This window comes from Pseudomonas sp. IT-196MI5 (genome assembly GCF_949767415.1).
In the GTDB taxonomy this organism is placed as follows: domain Bacteria; phylum Pseudomonadota; class Gammaproteobacteria; order Pseudomonadales; family Pseudomonadaceae; genus Aquipseudomonas.
This window is the reverse complement of record NZ_CATKPZ010000044.1, coordinates 155973-173020: the sequence shown is the minus strand read 5'-3', so window position 1 is coordinate 173020 and position 17048 is coordinate 155973. Positions and strand designations below refer to the sequence as shown.

Annotated in this window: 15 protein-coding genes; 6 read left to right on the top strand and 9 right to left on the bottom strand. The window is 60.8% G+C overall.

Annotation, left to right across the window (positions count from 1 at the left end; genetic code table 11):
* The first annotated feature begins 33 nt into the window (after window positions 1-33).
* A complete protein-coding gene (locus tag ACM6IK_RS21700) occupies window positions 34-354 on the top strand; it encodes a hypothetical protein (protein WP_414875942.1) in 321 nt (106 codons plus the stop codon).
* Between the two features lie 104 nt (window positions 355-458).
* The gene (locus tag ACM6IK_RS21695) at window positions 459-1220 is read left to right on the top strand and encodes a YdcF family protein (RefSeq protein ID WP_414875941.1); all 762 of its coding nucleotides are present in this window, start codon (window positions 459-461) and stop codon (window positions 1218-1220) included.
* Between the two features lie 110 nt (window positions 1221-1330).
* Here the strand turns inward: ACM6IK_RS21695 and lnt are convergent, their stop codons facing one another.
* From lnt to miaB, 5 genes are all read right to left on the bottom strand, one after another.
* Entirely contained in the window at window positions 1331-2854 is a 1524-nt protein-coding gene (gene lnt / locus ACM6IK_RS21690) for an apolipoprotein N-acyltransferase (RefSeq protein ID WP_414875940.1), read from the bottom strand.
* Between the two features lie 8 nt (window positions 2855-2862).
* A complete protein-coding gene (locus ACM6IK_RS21685; protein ID WP_108216352.1) occupies window positions 2863-3702 on the bottom strand; it encodes an HlyC/CorC family transporter in 840 nt (279 codons plus the stop codon).
* A 5-nt stretch (window positions 3703-3707) separates the two neighbouring features.
* A complete protein-coding gene (gene ybeY, locus ACM6IK_RS21680) occupies window positions 3708-4202 on the bottom strand; it encodes an rRNA maturation RNase YbeY (RefSeq protein ID WP_414875939.1) in 495 nt (164 codons plus the stop codon).
* Window positions 4195-5202 carry a PhoH family protein gene (locus ACM6IK_RS21675; protein WP_414875938.1) on the bottom strand — a complete coding sequence of 336 codons (1008 nt, stop codon included), beginning with the start codon at window positions 5200-5202 and terminating at the stop codon, window positions 4195-4197. Before ACM6IK_RS21675 ends, ybeY begins: the two co-directional genes overlap by 8 nt.
* Before the next feature lie 215 nt (window positions 5203-5417).
* Window positions 5418-6746 (bottom strand): tRNA (N6-isopentenyl adenosine(37)-C2)-methylthiotransferase MiaB, encoded by a 1329-nt coding sequence (gene miaB, locus ACM6IK_RS21670; protein ID WP_414875937.1) that lies wholly within the window; start codon window positions 6744-6746, stop codon window positions 5418-5420.
* A gap of 136 nt (window positions 6747-6882) precedes the next feature.
* On the opposite strand from miaB, the gene ACM6IK_RS21665 reads away from it, so the two are divergent.
* Window positions 6883-7212 carry a DUF1820 family protein gene (locus ACM6IK_RS21665; protein WP_008052403.1) on the top strand — a complete coding sequence of 110 codons (330 nt, stop codon included), beginning with the start codon at window positions 6883-6885 and terminating at the stop codon, window positions 7210-7212.
* A 101-nt stretch (window positions 7213-7313) separates the two neighbouring features.
* On the opposite strand, the gene ACM6IK_RS21660 is transcribed toward ACM6IK_RS21665, so the two are convergent.
* The 4 genes from ACM6IK_RS21660 to ACM6IK_RS21645 all read right to left on the bottom strand — a co-directional run bounded on the left by ACM6IK_RS21660 (window position 7314) and on the right by ACM6IK_RS21645 (window position 10859).
* Window positions 7314-7868 (bottom strand): tetratricopeptide repeat protein, encoded by a 555-nt coding sequence (locus ACM6IK_RS21660; protein ID WP_414875936.1) that lies wholly within the window; start codon window positions 7866-7868, stop codon window positions 7314-7316.
* A 223-nt stretch (window positions 7869-8091) separates the two neighbouring features.
* Complete coding sequence (gene hemL / locus ACM6IK_RS21655; RefSeq protein WP_085726051.1) at window positions 8092-9375, bottom strand: glutamate-1-semialdehyde 2,1-aminomutase; 1284 nt, start codon at window positions 9373-9375, stop codon at window positions 8092-8094.
* Between the two features lie 22 nt (window positions 9376-9397).
* Window positions 9398-10030, bottom strand: coding sequence for a thiamine phosphate synthase (gene thiE / locus ACM6IK_RS21650; RefSeq protein WP_414875935.1), 633 nt, complete (start codon window positions 10028-10030; stop codon window positions 9398-9400).
* Window positions 10031-10061: 31 nt separating this feature from the next.
* Window positions 10062-10859, bottom strand: coding sequence for a hydroxymethylpyrimidine/phosphomethylpyrimidine kinase (locus ACM6IK_RS21645; protein WP_057713171.1), 798 nt, complete (start codon window positions 10857-10859; stop codon window positions 10062-10064).
* A 382-nt stretch (window positions 10860-11241) separates the two neighbouring features.
* Here ACM6IK_RS21645 and ACM6IK_RS21640 point away from each other — a divergent pair, with 382 nt between their 5' ends.
* The 3 genes from ACM6IK_RS21640 (at window position 11242) to amn (ending at window position 17026) form a co-directional block, all read left to right on the top strand.
* On the top strand, window positions 11242-13626 hold the full coding sequence (locus ACM6IK_RS21640) for a 7TM diverse intracellular signaling domain-containing protein (protein ID WP_414875934.1): 2385 nt from the start codon (window positions 11242-11244) through the stop codon (window positions 13624-13626).
* A gap of 74 nt (window positions 13627-13700) precedes the next feature.
* Window positions 13701-15350 (top strand): acyl-CoA dehydrogenase family protein, encoded by a 1650-nt coding sequence (locus tag ACM6IK_RS21635; RefSeq protein WP_414875933.1) that lies wholly within the window; start codon window positions 13701-13703, stop codon window positions 15348-15350.
* A gap of 176 nt (window positions 15351-15526) precedes the next feature.
* A complete protein-coding gene (amn, locus tag ACM6IK_RS21630) occupies window positions 15527-17026 on the top strand; it encodes an AMP nucleosidase (protein ID WP_414875932.1) in 1500 nt (499 codons plus the stop codon).
* The last annotated feature ends 22 nt before the right edge of the window (window positions 17027-17048 follow it).

Below are 17048 nucleotides of genomic sequence, written 5' to 3'. Positions count from 1 at the left end.
GGGAGTAGGTCTTATCTTCCAATGAGGTGAGGGATGGTTGAGTCTCAGCAAAAAGCTACAAAACCGGAGCTGTACGAAAGGCTGATCGATCGTTTGGCCTTGGCCCTGGATGCGGCAAGGACCGCTGGCCGGTTGCGCGACGAACACCCTCTGGAACTGGAACTGCGTGGTCTGAGCCCCGCAGAGTTTGCACTGGTCAAGGCGTATCTGGATCGCAGTGAGCGTGAGATACACGGATGCTTGTCAGAGGCGGTAAAGCAACTCGACGTACCGCGTTCGGCCAAGATCATCTGGCTCAAGGACAAGGTTCCCGGCAGAGACGCGGTAAAGGTCCGGTCTTTCCAGTTCAAATAGGGCACAGAGCCTTGCTCGATGCATTTTTGAAATATAGTCCTTGCGTAATGATTGTCGCATTACGCCAACCCACTTAGGCTTCGGGCATCTCCGGGAGATGCTCAATGCCTTTTCGTTATTTCGTAAAACAACTTCTTTTGCCACCCGGCATTCTATTGCTGCTGCTTTTGCTTGCCTGGTGGTGGCGCCGATCCAGGCCAAGGCTTGCCGGTGCGTGCTTTGCGCTGGGCCTGGGGGGCTTCTGGCTGATGAGCCTGCCGGTGGTGGTGCAGTGGAGTGCCGGCCTGCTCGAGCGGGAGCCACCGCTGACCCGCGATGAATGGGCAGTCCTGGGGCAGCGTGCGGATGCGATCGTGATCCTTGGCTCAGGGCGCGAGCGCGGTGATGTGGCCTGGGGCGCCGACCAGCCCACGGGCGTCGGCCTGGAGCGCCAGCGCTTTGCCGCGCGACTGGCCAAGGCTTCTGGCCTGCCCGTGCTGACCAGCGGCGGCTTGCATTACGGCACGCCGCCCAGTGAGGCGCAGATGATGGCTGACTCCTTGCGTGACGATTTTGGCGTGAGCGTGCGCTGGCAGGAAGGGCGCAGCCGCACGACCTGGGAAAATGCGCAGTTCAGCGCCGAAGTGTTGCTGCCACAGGGCGTCAAACGTGTGGTGCTCGTGACTCAGGCCTGGCATATGCCACGAGCGGTCTGGAGTTTCCGCAAGGCCGGGTTTGAGGTGGTGCCGGCGCCGGTAGGCTTTCTGGGAGGCGACAACGCGCGGCCACTGGGTGGCTGGATGCCAGAGTTCAAGGCGATCTGGCAGAACGGGCAATTGATGAACGAGGCGGTGGGGCAGATCGGTTATTCGTTGTTTTACCGATAACCGAATGGTTGCCCGCGCCCTGTAGGAGCTGGCTTGCCAGCGAAAGCGATGTTACGGCGACCATAGCTTTCGCCGGCAAGCCGGCTCCTACAGGTTTATGCGGTGTCAGTTCAGACGGTCTTGGCCATCCGGCTCGCAATCAGCGCCCAACCGAACAACAACACGCAGAGAATCAGCAATGGCCACGAACGCCATTCCAGGTATGGCGTCAGGTTATGCATCGGCACCACTTCGCCATACAGGATGCCGCGTTCGAACTGTGGGATCTGATCGGTAATCTGACCGAACGGGTTGATCAGGCCGGATACGCCGTTGTTGGTGGCGCGGATCATCCAGCGGCCGGCCTCCAGTGCACGCATCTGCGCCATCTGCAGGTGTTGCAGGGGGCCGATGGAGGTACCGAACCAGGTGTCGTTACTGATGGTCAGCAGCAGGTCGCTGCGAGCGGCAAGGCTGGCGGCGAACTCCGGATAAACCACTTCATAGCAGATGAACGGCGCGATCTGATAACCCTTGGCTTGCAGCAGCGGCTGGTCGGCCGGGCCGCGAGCGAAGTCCGACATTGGCAGGTCGAAGAAAGCGATCAGTCCGCGCAACATGTCCTGCAAGGGAACATATTCACCAAACGGCACCAGTTTTTGCTTCAGGTAAGTGCCGTCGCCTTCACCGGTAGCGGTGATGCCATTGAAGAAACGCTTCTCGTGGCGTACTTCCATGCGCACCGGGACACCAGTAATGAACGCCGATTTACGTTCGGCCGCGAAGTTGCCCATCATGTTCAGGTAGCCCTCGGCGGACTCCTTGAGCACCGGAATCGCCGTTTCCGGCCAAATGAGAAGGTCGGCTCGCCTGGAGCTGAAACTCATGTCGCGGTACAACGCCAGTTGTGCGTTGAGCTGCGCCGGGTCCCACTTCATGCTTTGTTCGACGTTGCCCTGAATGGCGGCGACGCTCAGTGGCGGGCCCGACGGGCTGGTCCAGGCATGATGTTTGAGGGCCATACCGACCAGCCATGGCCCGACCAGCAGCAATGCACCGGCAGCGATGAAGCCTTTACGCCCTGTGCGAACCAGGCGCAAGCCGTTGTGGATCAGCGCAGCTGTCAGGGCCAGGGTAAAGGAAATCAGCCACATCCCGCCGATGGGAGCAAGCCCGGCCAGCGGGCCATCGAGCTGGCTGTAGCCGGAATACAGCCACGGGAAACCTGTCAGGAACCAGCCACGGAAAGCTTCCTGGCCAACCCATAGCGCCGCAAAGGCCAGCGCGTCGGCCAGTGGTGCCTCATTGCGCCGCAGCCAGCGCGCCCAAATCCAGGCTGGCAAGGCAAAGAACCAGGCAATCGCCGCTGTGAAGATCAGCATCAGGAAGCCGGCCAGCAGCATCGACGCGCCGCCGAAGTGGTGAATGCTGTAGTAGATCCAGCTGGTGCCGGCACCGAACAGGCCGAAACCGAAACACCAGCCGCGACCCAGCGCCTGGCGTGGGCTCAGTTCGCGCAAGCCGGCATAGAACAGGCCGACGGCGAGCAGTGCCAGTATCCAGATATCGAACGGCGCCAGGGCCAGAGTGGTGATTGCACCGGCCGCCACGGCCAGCAGGTTACCGGGCCAGCCGGGGCGGGTTGTCCAGCGCATTTCAATCCTTAGCGAGCAATGGGCGTCAGGCGAAGCAAGTGAATCCGACGGCTGTCGGCGTTCAGGATGCGGAAGCGATACGGGCCGATTTCAGTGATTTCGTTACGTTTTGGCAAATGCCCGAACGCACTCATCACCAGGCCGCCAACGGTGTCGAACTCATCGTCGGAGAACTCGCTGTCGAAAAAATCGTTGAAGTTCTCGATCGGTGTCAGGGCCTTGATCAGGAAATCACCGCTGGGCAGCGGCTTGATGTAGCTGTCTTCTTCGACGTCGTGCTCGTCTTCGATGTCGCCGACGATTTGCTCCAGCACGTCTTCGATGGTCACCAGGCCTGCCACGCCGCCGTACTCGTCGATGACGATGGCCATGTGATTGTGGTTGGCACGGAATTCGCGGAGCAGCACGTTAAGGCGCTTGGATTCCGGCACGAAGGTGGCCGGGCGCAGCAGGTCCTTGATGTTGAAGTTGTCGCCGTTCTCCTTGAGGATCAACGGCAACAAGTCCTTGGCCAGCAACACGCCCATCACGTCATCGTGGCTTTCGCCGATCACCGGGTAGCGGGAGTGGGCCGAGTCGACCACGGCTGGCAGGAACTCGCGGGGTGTCTGGGTCGCCTTGATGCTGACCATTTGCGAGCGCGGGACCATGATGTCCCGAACCTGCAAGTCAGCCACCTGGATGGCGCCTTCGACGATGGCCAGCGCTTCGCTGTCCAGCAGTTTGTTCTGGTGTGCATCGCGCAGCAGCTCCAGCAGCTCCTGGCGGTTTTTCGGCTCGTGGGCAAAAGCCTGGGTGAGCTTACCCAGCCATGACTTCTGCCCGTTGCTCGATCGATCTTCGCTCATAGCGATTACTCTGAATCCTTTGTTGTTTCGGTAGGGGATAAATCGGTTTCGTCGTCCGCGTACGGATCGGGAAAGCCCAGTTCTGCAAGCAACGTTCGTTCCAGTGCTTCCATCTCTTCGGCTTCGTCGTCATCAATATGGTCGTAACCGAGCAGATGCAAGCAGCCGTGAATCACCAGGTGTGCCCAATGGGCCTTGAGCTCCTTGCCCTGTTCAGCGGCTTCGCGCTCGACCACGGCCACGCAGATCACCAGATCGCCCAGCAGCGGGATGTCGAGGAACTCATCCGGCACATCGGCCGGGAATGACAAGACGTTAGTTGCGTAATCCTTTTGTCGCCAGGTGTGGTTCAGCTCGCGGCCTTCGGCTTCGTCGACCAGACGAATGGTCATTTCCGAGTCGGCGGTGCGCTGGCGCAAGGCCAGTTCGCACCACTGGTGGAATTCGGCTTCGCTGGGGGCGGGGGCTTGGGTGGCGATTTGCAGGTCAAGCTCAAGCATCGCGGCGGCTATCCTTGGCGGCTGCATCATCGGCCACTTTAGTTTCGAAGCGCTCATAGGCTTCGACAATCCGTTGCACCAGTGGATGGCGCACGACGTCCTTGGGCTGGAAATGGGTGAAGCTGATTCCCGGCACTTCCTTGAGCACTTCAATCACGTGGTGCAGCCCGGACTTGGTGCCGCGTGGCAGGTCGACCTGGGTGATGTCCCCGGTGATGACGGCCGTGGAGCCGAAGCCGATCCGGGTCAGGAACATTTTCATCTGCTCGACCGTGGTGTTCTGGCTTTCGTCGAGAATGATGAAGCTGTTGTTCAACGTACGGCCGCGCATGTAGGCCAGCGGCGCGACTTCGATCACCTGGCGTTCGATCAGCTTGGCGACGTATTCGAAACCGAGCATTTCGTAGAGCGCGTCGTAGAGCGGGCGCAGGTACGGGTCGATTTTTTGTGCGAGGTCGCCGGGCAGGAAGCCGAGTTTTTCACCCGCTTCGACCGCCGGACGCACCAACAGGATGCGGCGGATCTGCTCGCGCTCCAGTGCATCGACCGCGCAAGCCACGGCCAGATAGGTCTTGCCGGTACCGGCCGGACCGATGCCAAAATTGATGTCGTTACCGAGGATTTCCTTCACGTAGCGCACCTGATTCAAACCGCGGGGGCGAATCATGCCTTTCTTGGTGCGCAGGGCTACGGACGGTTCTGCGGGGGTGTGGTTGTCCAGCTGTTCGACGGCCGATTCCTGCAGGAACAGGTGAACCATGTCCGGCGACAGCTCGGTACCCTTGGTTTCCCGGTACAGGCGGCGCAGGAGGTTTTCCGCGGAGGTGGTGTGTTTGGGTTCGCCGATCAGCTCGAACTGGTTTCCGCGATTGCGGATCTCGATGGTCAGGCGCTGTTCGATCAAGCGCAAATGCTCGTCGAATTGCCCGCACAGATTGGCGAAGCGACGAGCTTCAAAAGGCTCGAGGATGAAACGATGTGGTTCTATGGGTGCGTTCAAGGTCGTATTTAGCCGCCCTGGGGCAATTGGGATGAATCAAGGATAGCGCCAGTGGCGTGGGCGCGAAAGCTCTTAAATGAGGCGACCCGATTCCAGTTGCGGACGCTGTACCTGTGGGAGCGAGCCTGCTCGCGATAGCGGTATGACTGACGACTGATGCATTGAATGTCAGATAGCAATCGCGAGCAGGCTCGCTCCCACAGGGATTAACGGTGTTATTGGATCAGCGAACCCCGCAGCGAATGCGGCTGCGCGGCATCGATGTGCACGTCCGCGAACTGGCCGATCAGGGTCGGATTGTCGCAGCGGAAGTTGACGATCCGGTTATTCTCGGTCCGGCCTTGCAGCTCGCCCGGGTCTTTTTTCGAGTAATCGGTTACCAGGATCCGCTGGATCGAACCGACCATTTGTCGGCTGATCTCGAAACCTTGCTGGTTCAAGCGATGTTGTAGCGCGTTCAGGCGTTCTTTTTTCAACTCTTGCGGCGTGTCATCGGTCAGATCGGCGGCCGGTGTGCCCGGGCGCTGGCTGTAGATGAACGAGTAGGAAAAGTCGAAGCCGACGTCGGCAATCAGCTTCATGGTTTGCTCGAAGTCTTTCTCGGTCTCGCCCGGGAAGCCGACGATGAAGTCGGAGCTGATGCAGATCCCCGGCACGGCGGCGCGCAGTTTGCGCAGTTTGGATTTGTATTCCAGTGCGGTGTGGTTGCGCTTCATCGCGGCGAGGATGCGGTCCGAGCCCGACTGCACCGGCAAGTGCAGGTGCTTGACCAGTTCCGGCACGTCGGCATGGGCCTGGATCAGGCTGTCGGAGAACTCCAGCGGATGCGACGTGGTGTAACGGATGCGGTCGATGCCGTCGACCGCGGCGACCACGCGGATCAGCTCGGCCAGATCCGCCAGGCGTCCGTCATGGGTGAGGCCACGATAGCCGTTGACGTTCTGCCCCAGCAACGTCACTTCGCGCACGCCGTTTTCGGCCAGGTGGATGATCTCGGCAAGCACATCGTCGAACGGCCGGCTGACTTCTTCACCACGGGTGTAGGGCACCACGCAGAACGTGCAGTATTTGCTGCAACCTTCCATCACCGACACGTAAGCGCTCGGGCCGTCGATGCGAGGTTCGGGCAGATGGTCGAATTTCTCGATTTCCGGGAACGAGACGTCGACTTGTGGCAGCTTGCTGATGCGCGCGGCGTCGATCATTTCCGGCAGGCGGTGCAGGGTCTGCGGGCCGAAGACCACGTCGACGTACGGCGCGCGATCACGGATGGCCGCGCCTTCCTGGCTGGCCACGCAACCGCCGACGGCGATCACCATGTCCGGGTTGGCCAGTTTCAGTTCACGCCAGCGGCCGAGCTGGGAGTAGACGCGATCCTGGGCACGTTCGCGGATCGAGCAGGTGTTGAGCAGGATCACGTCGGCGTCTTCAGCGCGGGCGGTGACTTCCAGGGCCTGATGTTCGCCCAGCAGATCGACCATGCGCGAGCTGTCGTACTCGTTCATCTGGCAACCGTGGGTTTCGATGTAAAGCTTCTTGGCCATGGAATAGAGTCATCACCTGATTCAAAGAACCGCGCATTATAGGGAACATGTACCCAGGTTCCTACCGCTGCGCGTCCGATGGCTATGCTATAGTTCGCGCCCTCATTTTTATCCCCCGATGTGTTGCTCGCCCGCCATGACCAAACGTGAAGCTCCAATCTACAAGGTGATTTTCCTCAACCAGGGCCAGGTGTTCGAAATGTACGCCAAGCAGATCTATCAAAGTGATCTGTGGGGCTTTCTGGAAGTGGAAGAGTTCGTCTTTGGCGAGCGCACGCAAGTGGTCGTCGATCCGAGCGAAGAAAAGCTCAAGGCTCAGTTCGAAGGCGTAGTGCGCAGTTTTGTGCCGATGCATTCGATCGTGCGTATCGACGAAGTCGAGCGTATGGGAACACCGAAAATCAGCGAGGCCCGTGGCGCGGTCGGCAATGTCATGCCGTTTCCGATGCCAATGCCTGAGAAGTAAGACCTGGAATCGAGTCGCTCCATTCGCAGGCAAGCCAGCTCCTACAGAAACGCGCGGTCCTTGTAGGAGCTGGCTTGCCAGCGAATGCGTCGCAGCAAAAATCAGGGAAGAGGTGCGAAAGGCGTACGCCCATCAGCGCTCTGCAATTCCATCAAATATTTGCGGAAAATTTGCCCGAGCACCTGGGTGGCGACTTCGAGTTCTTCGCGGGGCATTTTTTCGGTGACTTCGTCGGCGGTGTCCAGGGCATCTTCGGCGCCGTTGACCGCCGCCATCTTCAGCAGGATGTACGCCTGAACGTTATTGGCCGGCACGCCTTCACCGTGGAAGAACATGGTGCCGAGCTTGAATTGCGCCTGGGCGTGGCCCTGCAGCGAGGCTTTTTCGAAATAGCTCAGGGCTTGATTGAGGTCGCGCGGCGCGTTTTTGCCTTCGTAGTAGAACTCACCCAACTCGTATTGCGCTTGTGCATCCCCTTCCTCCGACGCTTTCTGGCAGGCGGCGAGCGCCTGTTCCAGGTCTTGCGGCTGGGTATTGAGGGTGCAGCGACCCATCGCTGGGATTAACAACGAGTTGCCGCCTGCTTGTGCGTGCGCGAGCAGGGGCTGAAGAAGCAACAGGCAGCCCAGTGCAAGGGTGCGGCCGGTGCGGTTCATGGGAATCGACTTACCTCTGAAGGGCGCGCGGACCCATCGAGGGATCCAATAAGCGCGCATTATGAAATAAGCAGGGGCAACCTTACAAAGTCTTTACTCGTTTTTCTGCTGCGCGGGAAATATAACGCCCGTTTTGCGAGGGATTTTTGCTGAAACTGTAGGAGTACCGGCGGCGTGTAGGTGAAAGCTGACGCCGGCAATAGCCAACGTCAGCGCCACAGCGTTATTTCAAGGCAGCGAAGGCGCGCTCGGCGGCGTCCAGGGTCAGTTTCAGCTCGGCTTCACCATGAGCGATCGAAGTGAAGCCGGCTTCGAAGGCGCTCGGTGCCAGGTAGACGCCTCCTTCCAGCATCAGATGGAAGAAGCGACCGAACAGGGCAGCGTCGCTGGCCATGACGTCATCGAAGGTGACGATGTCGTCGGCGCCGCTGAAATACAGGCCGAACATGCCGCCGGCCTGGGTGGTCACGAACGGAATGCCGGCCGCATCGGCGCGCTGTTGCAGGCCGTCGAGCAGGCGAGTGGTGTAGTCGGTCAGCTCGGCATGGAAGCCCGGGCGGCTGATCAGGCGCAGGGTGGTCAGGCCGGCAGCCATCGCCAGCGGGTTACCGGACAGCGTGCCGGCCTGGTAGACCGGGCCCAGCGGAGCGATACGCTGCATGATTTCACGCTTGCCGCCGAAACAGCCGACCGGCATGCCGCCACCGATGATCTTGCCGAAGGTGGTCAGGTCCGGTGTCACGCCGTAATACGCCTGGGCACCGCCGAGGGCGACACGGAAACCGGTCATCACTTCGTCGAAAATCAGTACCACGCCGTGCTTGTCGCACAGGGTCCGCAGGCCTTCGAGGAAACCCGGTGCCGGCGGCACGCAGTTCATGTTGCCAGCCACTGGCTCAACGATGATGCAGGCCACGTCCTGGCCGACTTCGGCGAGCATGCTTTCAACGGCGTCGATGTCGTTGAACGGCAGGGTCAGGGTGTGTTTGGCGAACGCTGCCGGTACACCGGCCGAACTCGGTACGCCCTGGGTCAGTGCGCCGGAGCCGGCCTTGACCAGCAGGCTGTCGGAGTGGCCGTGGTAGCAGCCTTCGAATTTGATGATGCTGTCGCGGCCGGTGAAGCCTCGGGCCAGACGGATGGCGCTCATGGTCGCTTCGGTGCCGGAGCTGACCATGCGCACCATTTCCATCGACGGCACGAGCGAGCAGACCAGGTCGGCCATCTGCGTTTCCATCTCGGTCGGGGCGCCGTAGGACAAACCGTGCTCAAGCTGCTTGCGCACGGCGTCCAGCACGTCCGGGTGGCTATGGCCGAGGATCATCGGGCCCCAGGAGCCGACGTAATCCACATAGCGCTTGTTGTCTTCGTCTGTGACGTAGGCGCCTTCGGCGTGCTTGAAGAACAACGGCGTGCCGCCGACGCTCTTGAACGCGCGAACCGGCGAGTTCACGCCACCGGGAATGTGTTTTTGGGCATTGGCAAACAGCGTTTCGGAACGAGACATGATCGGGCTCTCAAATCAGATTTTAAGCGACTTTAATAGAAAGCAATTCGTTGAAGGCGCGGGCGCGGCGGGTTACCTCGGCCGTGCTCTCGGCGCCAAACAGGCCATGCACCACCGCCAGCAGATCGACGCCGTGGGCCACCAGCGGGGCGGCGTTTTCCAGGGTGATGCCGCCGATCGCGCAGATCGGCAGGTGCAACTGCTTGCGGGCCTGGTCGAGCAGTTCGAGGCTGCAGGTCGGCGCGCCGGGCTTGGTGTTCGAATTGAAGAAGCGGCCGAAGGCGACGTAACTGGCACCTTCTCTGGCAGCCTGTTCGGCCAGTTCGAGCTGCGCGTGGCAGGTTGAACCGATGATCGCCTGACGCCCGAGCAGCGCACGGGCAGGAGTCAGCGGGCCGTCGGTCTGGCCCAGGTGCACGCCCACATTCAGGCGTGCCGCCAACTCGGCGTCGTCGTTGATGATCAACTGTGTCTTGTAGCGTTCACACAACTCGCGCAAGGCTTCGGCCTCACGCAAGCGGCGGGCCTCGTCGCTGCTTTTGTCGCGGTATTGCAGCAGGGTGACGCCGCCTTCAAGCGCCGCCTCCACGTACGAAAGAAATTTACCGGCCAGTAACTGGCTGTCGGTAATGGCGTACAGGCCACGTAGTTTCATCGGACAAGCCTCACTGCATTACAAAGAGAAGTTACGAACAGAAATCCAGTGGCAAGCGACGCGGCACAAACTGGCCTTTACCCAACTGCTCGGCATCACGCAGGGTGCGCCATGTGTAGTTAAGCGCGGTCTGCACGGCACTGGCGAGGTTTTCGCCCTGGGCCAGACGACCGGCCAGAGCACTGGCCAGGGTGCAACCGGAACCGTGATAACTGCCCGGCAAGCGCTGGCAGGTAAAGGTTTCGCGCAGGCCGTCACGGCTGTACAGGCGATTGTGGATTTCGGTTTCGTCGCCATGGCCACCGGTGATCAACAGGTGTTTGACGAACGGCAGGAGTTTTTCAGCGCACTCGTCCGCAGTACCTTCGGGCAGCTCGGCGAGGATCCGGGCTTCGGGAAGGTTGGGGGTCGCAATGATCGACAGGGGCAGCAGGCGTTCGCGCATGGCGTAGCCGACTTCGTCCTTGCCCAGGCGTCCGCCGCCGCCGGCGCGCAGCACCGGGTCGCAGACCACCGGCAAGTGCGGGTGCGCCGAAAGCAGTTCGACCACAGTGTCGACCATTTCCAGGGAGCCGAGCATGCCCAGTTTGACCGCCGCGACTTCGGAGTCGTTGAGCACGGCATTGGCCTGGGCCAGTACCCACTCACGGTCGAGGACGCGGAAATCAGTGACATTGACGGTGTCTTGCACGGTCAGGGCGGTGACGGCCGGAGCCGCATGGCAACCCTGAGCGAGCAGGGCTTCGATATCTGCCTGCAAGCCGGCGCCACCACTTGGGTCGTGGCCGGAGAGACAGAGGACAACGGGGCGAGAGCTGTAGATATTCATGGTGCGCGAGCTTACCACCAAACATTCTTTTTCGGGTGCAGCGACTCTCCATTGTGGCGAGGGAGCTTGCTCCCGCTGGGGCGCGAAGCGGCCCCAAAAAACCTTCACGTTCATTGCGTCGACTGGTTTTACGACTGCTTCGCAGCCGAGCGGGAGCAAGCTCCCTCGCCACAGTGAATTTCTGCCATTGATAATCGTTCAGTAGTATCGCTGAAACGCCCGTCCTAGAGCCTTTTCAGGAAAAATTTCAATGGTGTTTAATGGCTATCAACGGCTATGCTAGAGTGGATCCAAACCAATAACAGGTAATACCGGTTTTACGTCTGCTCAAAAGGAATGGGGGGCTTCCTGACAGAACCGGACAGGCCACGCTGGGGCTTCAATGCACTATTTGCTGATGTTGCTGTTGTGTTTGCCCCTCCTGGCAAACGCCGTCGAGTTCGATGAATTCACTCAAAGCCTCCCCTTGGGCCGAACCCTGCAGGTCTACGAGGACGCAGGTGGTCAGGCGAGCATCGCGGATATCCGTGCGCAAGCGGCGGCCGGCAACTTCAAAACGCACCAGAAAGACACGCTCAACGCCGGGTACTCGCGTTCGGTATTCTGGCTGAAAATCGACCTGCATTACCGTCCGGCCAATCCGGCGGCGCAACGGACCTGGCTGCTGGAATTGGCCTATCCGCCCCTCGATCATCTCGATCTCTATTTGCCCGATGCGGCCGGCGACTATCAGTTGGTCAGGCAGACCGGCGATGCCTTGCCGTTCGCCAGCCGCGAGATTCGACAGAACAACTATTTGTTCGACCTGACGTTCAAACCTGACCAGGCTGAAACCGTATTCTTGCGATTGCAAAGCGAAGGCTCGATCCAGGCACCGGTAACCTTGTGGTCGAGCACCGCCTACCTCGAAGATCAGCCTGCGCGCCTCTATGTATTGGGGCTGATCTACGGCGTGCTGCTGGGGATGCTGGTCTACAACCTGTTCATCTACCTCAGCGTGCGCGACACCAGTTACCTCTACTACATCTTCTATATCGCCTCGTTCGGCTTGTATCAGCTGTCGGTAAACGGTGCCGCTGTGCAGTATTTCTGGCCGGACAACCCTTGGTGGGCCAACGCCGCAACGCCGTTTTTCATCGGCTGTGCGGGGTTGTTCGGCAGTCAGTTCGCCCGCAGTTTCCTGCAAATGGCTACCCACAGTCGCTGGCTCGACCGCTTGTTGCTGGCGCTGGTTGCCTTCGGTGCGCTGGTGGTCGGCCTGTCATTGATGAGCAGTTACGCCCTGGCCCTGCGCCTGGCCACGGCGCTGGCGCTCACGTTCACCGTAGTGATTTTTGCCGCCGGGATCTTTGCCTGGCTGCGGGGCCTGCGGGTGGCGCGGTATTTCATTATTGCCTGGTCGGCGTTTTTGCTCGGCGGCATCGTCAATACGCTAATGGTGCTGGGCTACCTGCCGAACGTGTTCCTGACCATGTATTCCAGTCAGATCGGCTCGGCCATCGAAGTGGCGCTGCTGTCCCTGGCGCTGGCCGACCGCATCAACGCCATGCGCGAGCAGCAGGCACAAACCCTGTTCGACGCCAGCCAGAAGCTCGAAGTGCTCAACCAGCAACTGGCTCGCAGTAACAAGCTCAAGGACGAGTTCCTTGCCACCCTGACCCACGAACTGCGCACGCCGATGAACGGCGTGATCGGTTCGCTGGAGCTGATGCAGACGGTCGAAATGGACCCGGAGCTTGAGCAGTATCAGCAGACGGCTGCGGGATCGGCGCGGGACATGATGCGCATGGTCAACGGCATCCTCACCCTCACCGAACTGCAGGCCGGTAAACTCAAGGCCTCGGTCGACACCTTCAGTTTGCGCGGCATGGTCGAGGCACTGCGCATGCAGTTCGAGGGCAACGCATCAGGCAAGTCGCTGGACTTCAAGGTCGATATCGCCCCGGGTGTGCCAGATCGCTTGCTAGGCGACAACGTCAAGATCGCGCAGTGCCTGGAATGTCTGCTGGATAATGCCATCAAGTTCACCAGGGTCGGCGGCCTGGCCCTGCGGGTGACCGGCAAGGCCATCGGGCCCGACCGGCTGGCGTTGACCTTCGCGGTGATCGATACGGGCATTGGCTTCACTGATTTGGGGGAGGCCACGATGTATCAACGCTTCTTCCAGCTCGATGGCTCGATGACCCGTGAGTACGGCGGGCTGGGTGTTGGCCTGGCGATTTGCCGACAGTTGGTCGAATTGCTGGGTGGACGCCTGACGCATCGCACCGAGCCGGGACGCGGCAGCCGGTTTCAGCTGGATGTCGAAGTTGGGCTGCCGGTGGCCGAGCGTCCGGTGATGCCGTTGATGACCCGGGATTTTCCGCGCCTGCGCTTGCCTCAGGATTGTGCCGTGCTGTTGGTGGATAACAACAGCATCAGCCAGTTGGTGATGCGCGGCATGTTGCTCAAGCTGGGGTTCCGCGTGCGTACGGCTGATAGCGCCGATGTCGCACTCGATCTCTTGCAGCGCGAAGTGTTTGACGCAGTGCTGGTCGACTGTCAGGTGCCGCTTCAGGGCGGTGAGTCGGTGTGCTGCCAGATCCGCGCGTTACCGGGTTATGCCGAGCTGCCGTTGTTCATGATCGCTCTGGGCGGCGAGCGTGAACGCTGCCCGACCGGCGCGTTGGTTGATCACTTGAACAAGCCGGTGAAATTCGAAGACTTGCAGGCCGCCCTCTACCGCCGTGTGCTCCGCTCGCAACAGGGTGAAAGCGCCGACAGTTAGGCGGATATGACACTTTGATCGGCCGAGGGGCGGTGCTTAACTGAAGTCCCTTGGCCGACCAAAGGAGCCCTGTCATGAACCTGCATCAGTTCGCTGAAACCCACGAAGTCACCAACCAGCCACCGTCACTGGATGGCGCCAACCTGTACCGCATCGACCTGCCGTTGCAGGAGTGGTCGCGGCGGTTCGGGGCCGGTTGGGCCGAGTCGCGGATCGACGCCTACGGCGCACTGGCCGGTGGCCCGTTGATGGAAGCCGGGTTCCTGGCCAATCAGAACAAACCGCTGTTCAACAGCCATGACCGGTTTGGTCATCGTATCGATCTGGTGGAATTTCATCCGGCCTATCACCAATTGATGCGCGCGGCGGTCGAGCACGGCTTGACCTCGCTGCCCTGGGCGCACCCGCAGGACGGCGCCCATGTCGCCCGCGCTTCGATGTCGTATCTGCACAGCCAGGCCGAAGCCGGCAGTGGCTGCCCGTTGACCATGACCTTCGCCAGCGTTCCGGCCATGCGTCTGCAACCGGACCTGGCTGAAAAATGGCTGCCGAAAATCCTCGCCACCGAATACGATCCGCGCAACGTCGGCATGGCCCACAAGGCCGGGGTCACCATCGGCATGGCCATGACCGAGAAGCAGGGCGGCACCGATGTGCGGGCCAATACCACCAAGGCGTATCCGGTCGGTGCCAGCGGTCCGGGCCAGGCCTATGAACTGGTGGGGCACAAGTGGTTTTGCTCGGCGCCGATGTGCGACGCGTTCCTGACACTGGCGCAGACCGACAAGGGCCTGACCTGTTTCCTGTTGCCGCGTCACCGCCCGGACGACACACGCAATCAGTTCTACATCCAGCGCCTGAAGAACAAGCTCGGCAACTGCTCCAACGCCTCCAGTGAAGTGGAGCTCCGTGGTGCGCTGGCGTGGATGGTCGGTGAAGAGGGCCGGGGTGTTCCAACGATCATCGAAATGGTCGCCATGACCCGCTTCGATTGCATGGTCGGTTCCAGTTCACTGATGCGTCAGGCGCTGACCCAGGCCAGCCATCACTGCGCTCACCGCTCGGTTGGCGGCAAACTGCTCAGCGAACAGCCGTTGATGCAGAACGTGCTGGCGGATCTGGCGCTGGAAAGTGAAGCCGCCCTGGCCTTGAGCCTGCGCATGGGGCGGGCACTGGATCATCTGGACGATTCGCAGGAAGCCAGGTTCGCCCGATTGGTGACGGCGGTGGGCAAGTACTGGATCTGCAAGCGGGCGCCGGCCATGATCAACGAAGCCGCCGAATGCATGGGCGGCGCGGGATATGTCGAAGAGAGCATCCTGCCGCGGCTTTACCGCGAGGCGCCAGTGAATTCGACGTGGGAAGGCTCCGGCAACGTGCAATGTCTCGACGTGCTGCGTGCCCTGTCGAAAGAACCGGGTGTGCTCGACGCGCTGTTCAGTGAGTTGGGCGATGGCCATGGCGACAAGCGCCTGGCTGCGCACATCCATCAATTGCAGGCAGCCTTCAAGGACACCAGCGACATCCAGTACCGCGCCCGCCAACTGACTGAAGACATCGCCTTGGGGTTGCAGGCCAGGTTGTTGCTGGAGGCCGGGAATGCGGTGATCAGCGATGCGTTTATTGCCAGTCGTCTGGAGGGTGGCGGCCGAGTGTACGGCGTGTTACCACGAGGCCTGGACGTGGAAGCCATTGTCGCCCGCTCGACCCCGCAAGGCTTCTAAGCGACACCGGCCTCCTGTGGGAGCGAGCCTGCTCGCGAAGGCGGTGTCATATTCAACATTGATTTGACTGACAGACCGCTTTCGCGAGCAGGCTCGCTCCCACAATTGTTTTGTGTATACCGCAATGCTGCATTGCCAACACGCGGCTGTTCCCGTGAAGCGACGATGCAGGCAAGATGAAGGTCTGCAAGTCAGAACACAGGATGCTGATCGTGACCGAAGCTTTTATTGTCGTTCAAACCGCCGAGCAAGCCGTGGATCGGCTTGCACTCTTGCACAATCGTGCAACCACCGCGCTGAGTCAGGCACTCAAGCGTTACCTCAAGGATCGCGTCGAGCCCGATGCCGAACAGCGCTCGATGTTCCGCTATCCCGAATTGCGCCTGACCTACCTTTGCCAGGGCGAAGTCCCGCAGACCACCCGTGCCTATGCCAAGGTCCAGCTGCCGGGCACCTACAGCGTCACGGTCACCCATCCGTCGGCATTCCGTAAGTACCTGCTGGAACAGCTCGTTCCGCTGATGCACGACTTCACCGTGACCGTGGAAGTCGGTGTCAGCGAGCAGAACATCCCGTATCCGTATGTGGTCGAGCAGGGCGATGAACTGGGGGGGTCCGGCGTCACCGCTGCCGTGCTGGCGCGGGTGTTCCCGAGTACCGACCTGTCGGCCGCGACCGATGGCATCGCCGACGGTTTGTACGATTGGGAAAACACCGATCCGCTGCCCCTGGCCCTGTTCGATGCTGCGCGGGTGGATTTTTCCCTGCGCCGACTGGTGCATTACACCGGCAGCGACTGGCGACATGTGCAGCCATGGATCCTGCTGACCAACTATCACCGCTACGTCGACCAGTTCATCGTCCATGGTCTGGAACAGCTGCGCAAAGATCCGCGCTTCGTGCGCATGGTGCTGCCGGGCAATGTGATCATCGAAAAGAGCATGGACCACGACGAAGCCTCGGCGATTGCCGCCGGGGTGGTCTGGCACCGCTACCAGATGCCGGCCTATCACCTGATCGCCAGTGACGGCCACGGCGTGACCCTGGTCAACATCGGCGTCGGCCCGTCCAATGCCAAGAACATCACCGACCACCTGGCCGTGCTGCGCCCGCATTGCTGGCTGATGATCGGTCACTGCGGCGGTTTGCGTCAGTCGCAAACCATTGGCGACTACGTGCTGGCCCACGCTTACATGCGTCGCGACGGGATTCTCGACCGGGTGGTGCCGCCGAACATTCCGATTCCGGCGTTGGCCGAAGTGCAGCTGGCGCTTCAGCAAGCGGCGGCCAACGTCACCGGCGAGAAGGGCGACGAACTGAAGAAACGCCTGCGTACCGGCACCGTGCTGACCTACGACGACCGTAACTGGGAGCTGCGCTGGGCCCAGGAACGGCCGCTGATCAACCTGTCCCGCGCCGTGGCGGTTGACATGGAAAGCGGCACCATCGCAGCGCAAGGTTATCGTTTGCGGGTGCCATACGGCACGTTGCTGTGCGTCTCGGACAAGCCGTTGCACAGCGAAATCAAGCTGCCGGGTTCGGCCAACGCCTTCTATGAGCGCGCGGTCAGCCAGCACTTGAAGATCGGTATCGAGGCGGTGGATCTGTTGCGCACCGAGCTCAACTCACTGCACTCGCGCAAACTGCGCAGTTTCGACGAGCCGCCGTTCCGCTGATCGTTGTCATGGTCATTTGACG

Excerpts from the sequence above, each read along its gene's own strand:
- ACM6IK_RS21700 (WP_414875942.1), top strand. The coding sequence starts at position 34 with ATGGTTGAGTCTCAGCAAAAAGCTACAAAACCGGAGCTGTACGAAAGG.
- ACM6IK_RS21695 (WP_414875941.1), top strand. The coding sequence starts at position 459 with ATGCCTTTTCGTTATTTCGTAAAACAACTTCTTTTGCCACCCGGCATT.
- lnt (WP_414875940.1), bottom strand. The coding sequence starts at position 2,854 with ATGCGCTGGACAACCCGCCCCGGCTGGCCCGGTAACCTGCTGGCCGTG.
- ACM6IK_RS21685 (WP_108216352.1), bottom strand. The coding sequence starts at position 3,702 with ATGAGCGAAGATCGATCGAGCAACGGGCAGAAGTCATGGCTGGGTAAG.
- ybeY (WP_414875939.1), bottom strand. The coding sequence starts at position 4,202 with ATGCTTGAGCTTGACCTGCAAATCGCCACCCAAGCCCCCGCCCCCAGC.
- miaB (WP_414875937.1), bottom strand. The coding sequence starts at position 6,746 with ATGGCCAAGAAGCTTTACATCGAAACCCACGGTTGCCAGATGAACGAG.
- ACM6IK_RS21665 (WP_008052403.1), top strand. The coding sequence starts at position 6,883 with ATGACCAAACGTGAAGCTCCAATCTACAAGGTGATTTTCCTCAACCAG.
- ACM6IK_RS21660 (WP_414875936.1), bottom strand. The coding sequence starts at position 7,868 with ATGAACCGCACCGGCCGCACCCTTGCACTGGGCTGCCTGTTGCTTCTT.
- hemL (WP_085726051.1), bottom strand. The coding sequence starts at position 9,375 with ATGTCTCGTTCCGAAACGCTGTTTGCCAATGCCCAAAAACACATTCCC.
- thiE (WP_414875935.1), bottom strand. The coding sequence starts at position 10,030 with ATGAAACTACGTGGCCTGTACGCCATTACCGACAGCCAGTTACTGGCC.
- ACM6IK_RS21645 (WP_057713171.1), bottom strand. The coding sequence starts at position 10,859 with ATGAATATCTACAGCTCTCGCCCCGTTGTCCTCTGTCTCTCCGGCCAC.
- ACM6IK_RS21640 (WP_414875934.1), top strand. The coding sequence starts at position 11,242 with ATGCACTATTTGCTGATGTTGCTGTTGTGTTTGCCCCTCCTGGCAAAC.
- ACM6IK_RS21635 (WP_414875933.1), top strand. The coding sequence starts at position 13,701 with ATGAACCTGCATCAGTTCGCTGAAACCCACGAAGTCACCAACCAGCCA.
- amn (WP_414875932.1), top strand. The coding sequence starts at position 15,527 with ATGAAGGTCTGCAAGTCAGAACACAGGATGCTGATCGTGACCGAAGCT.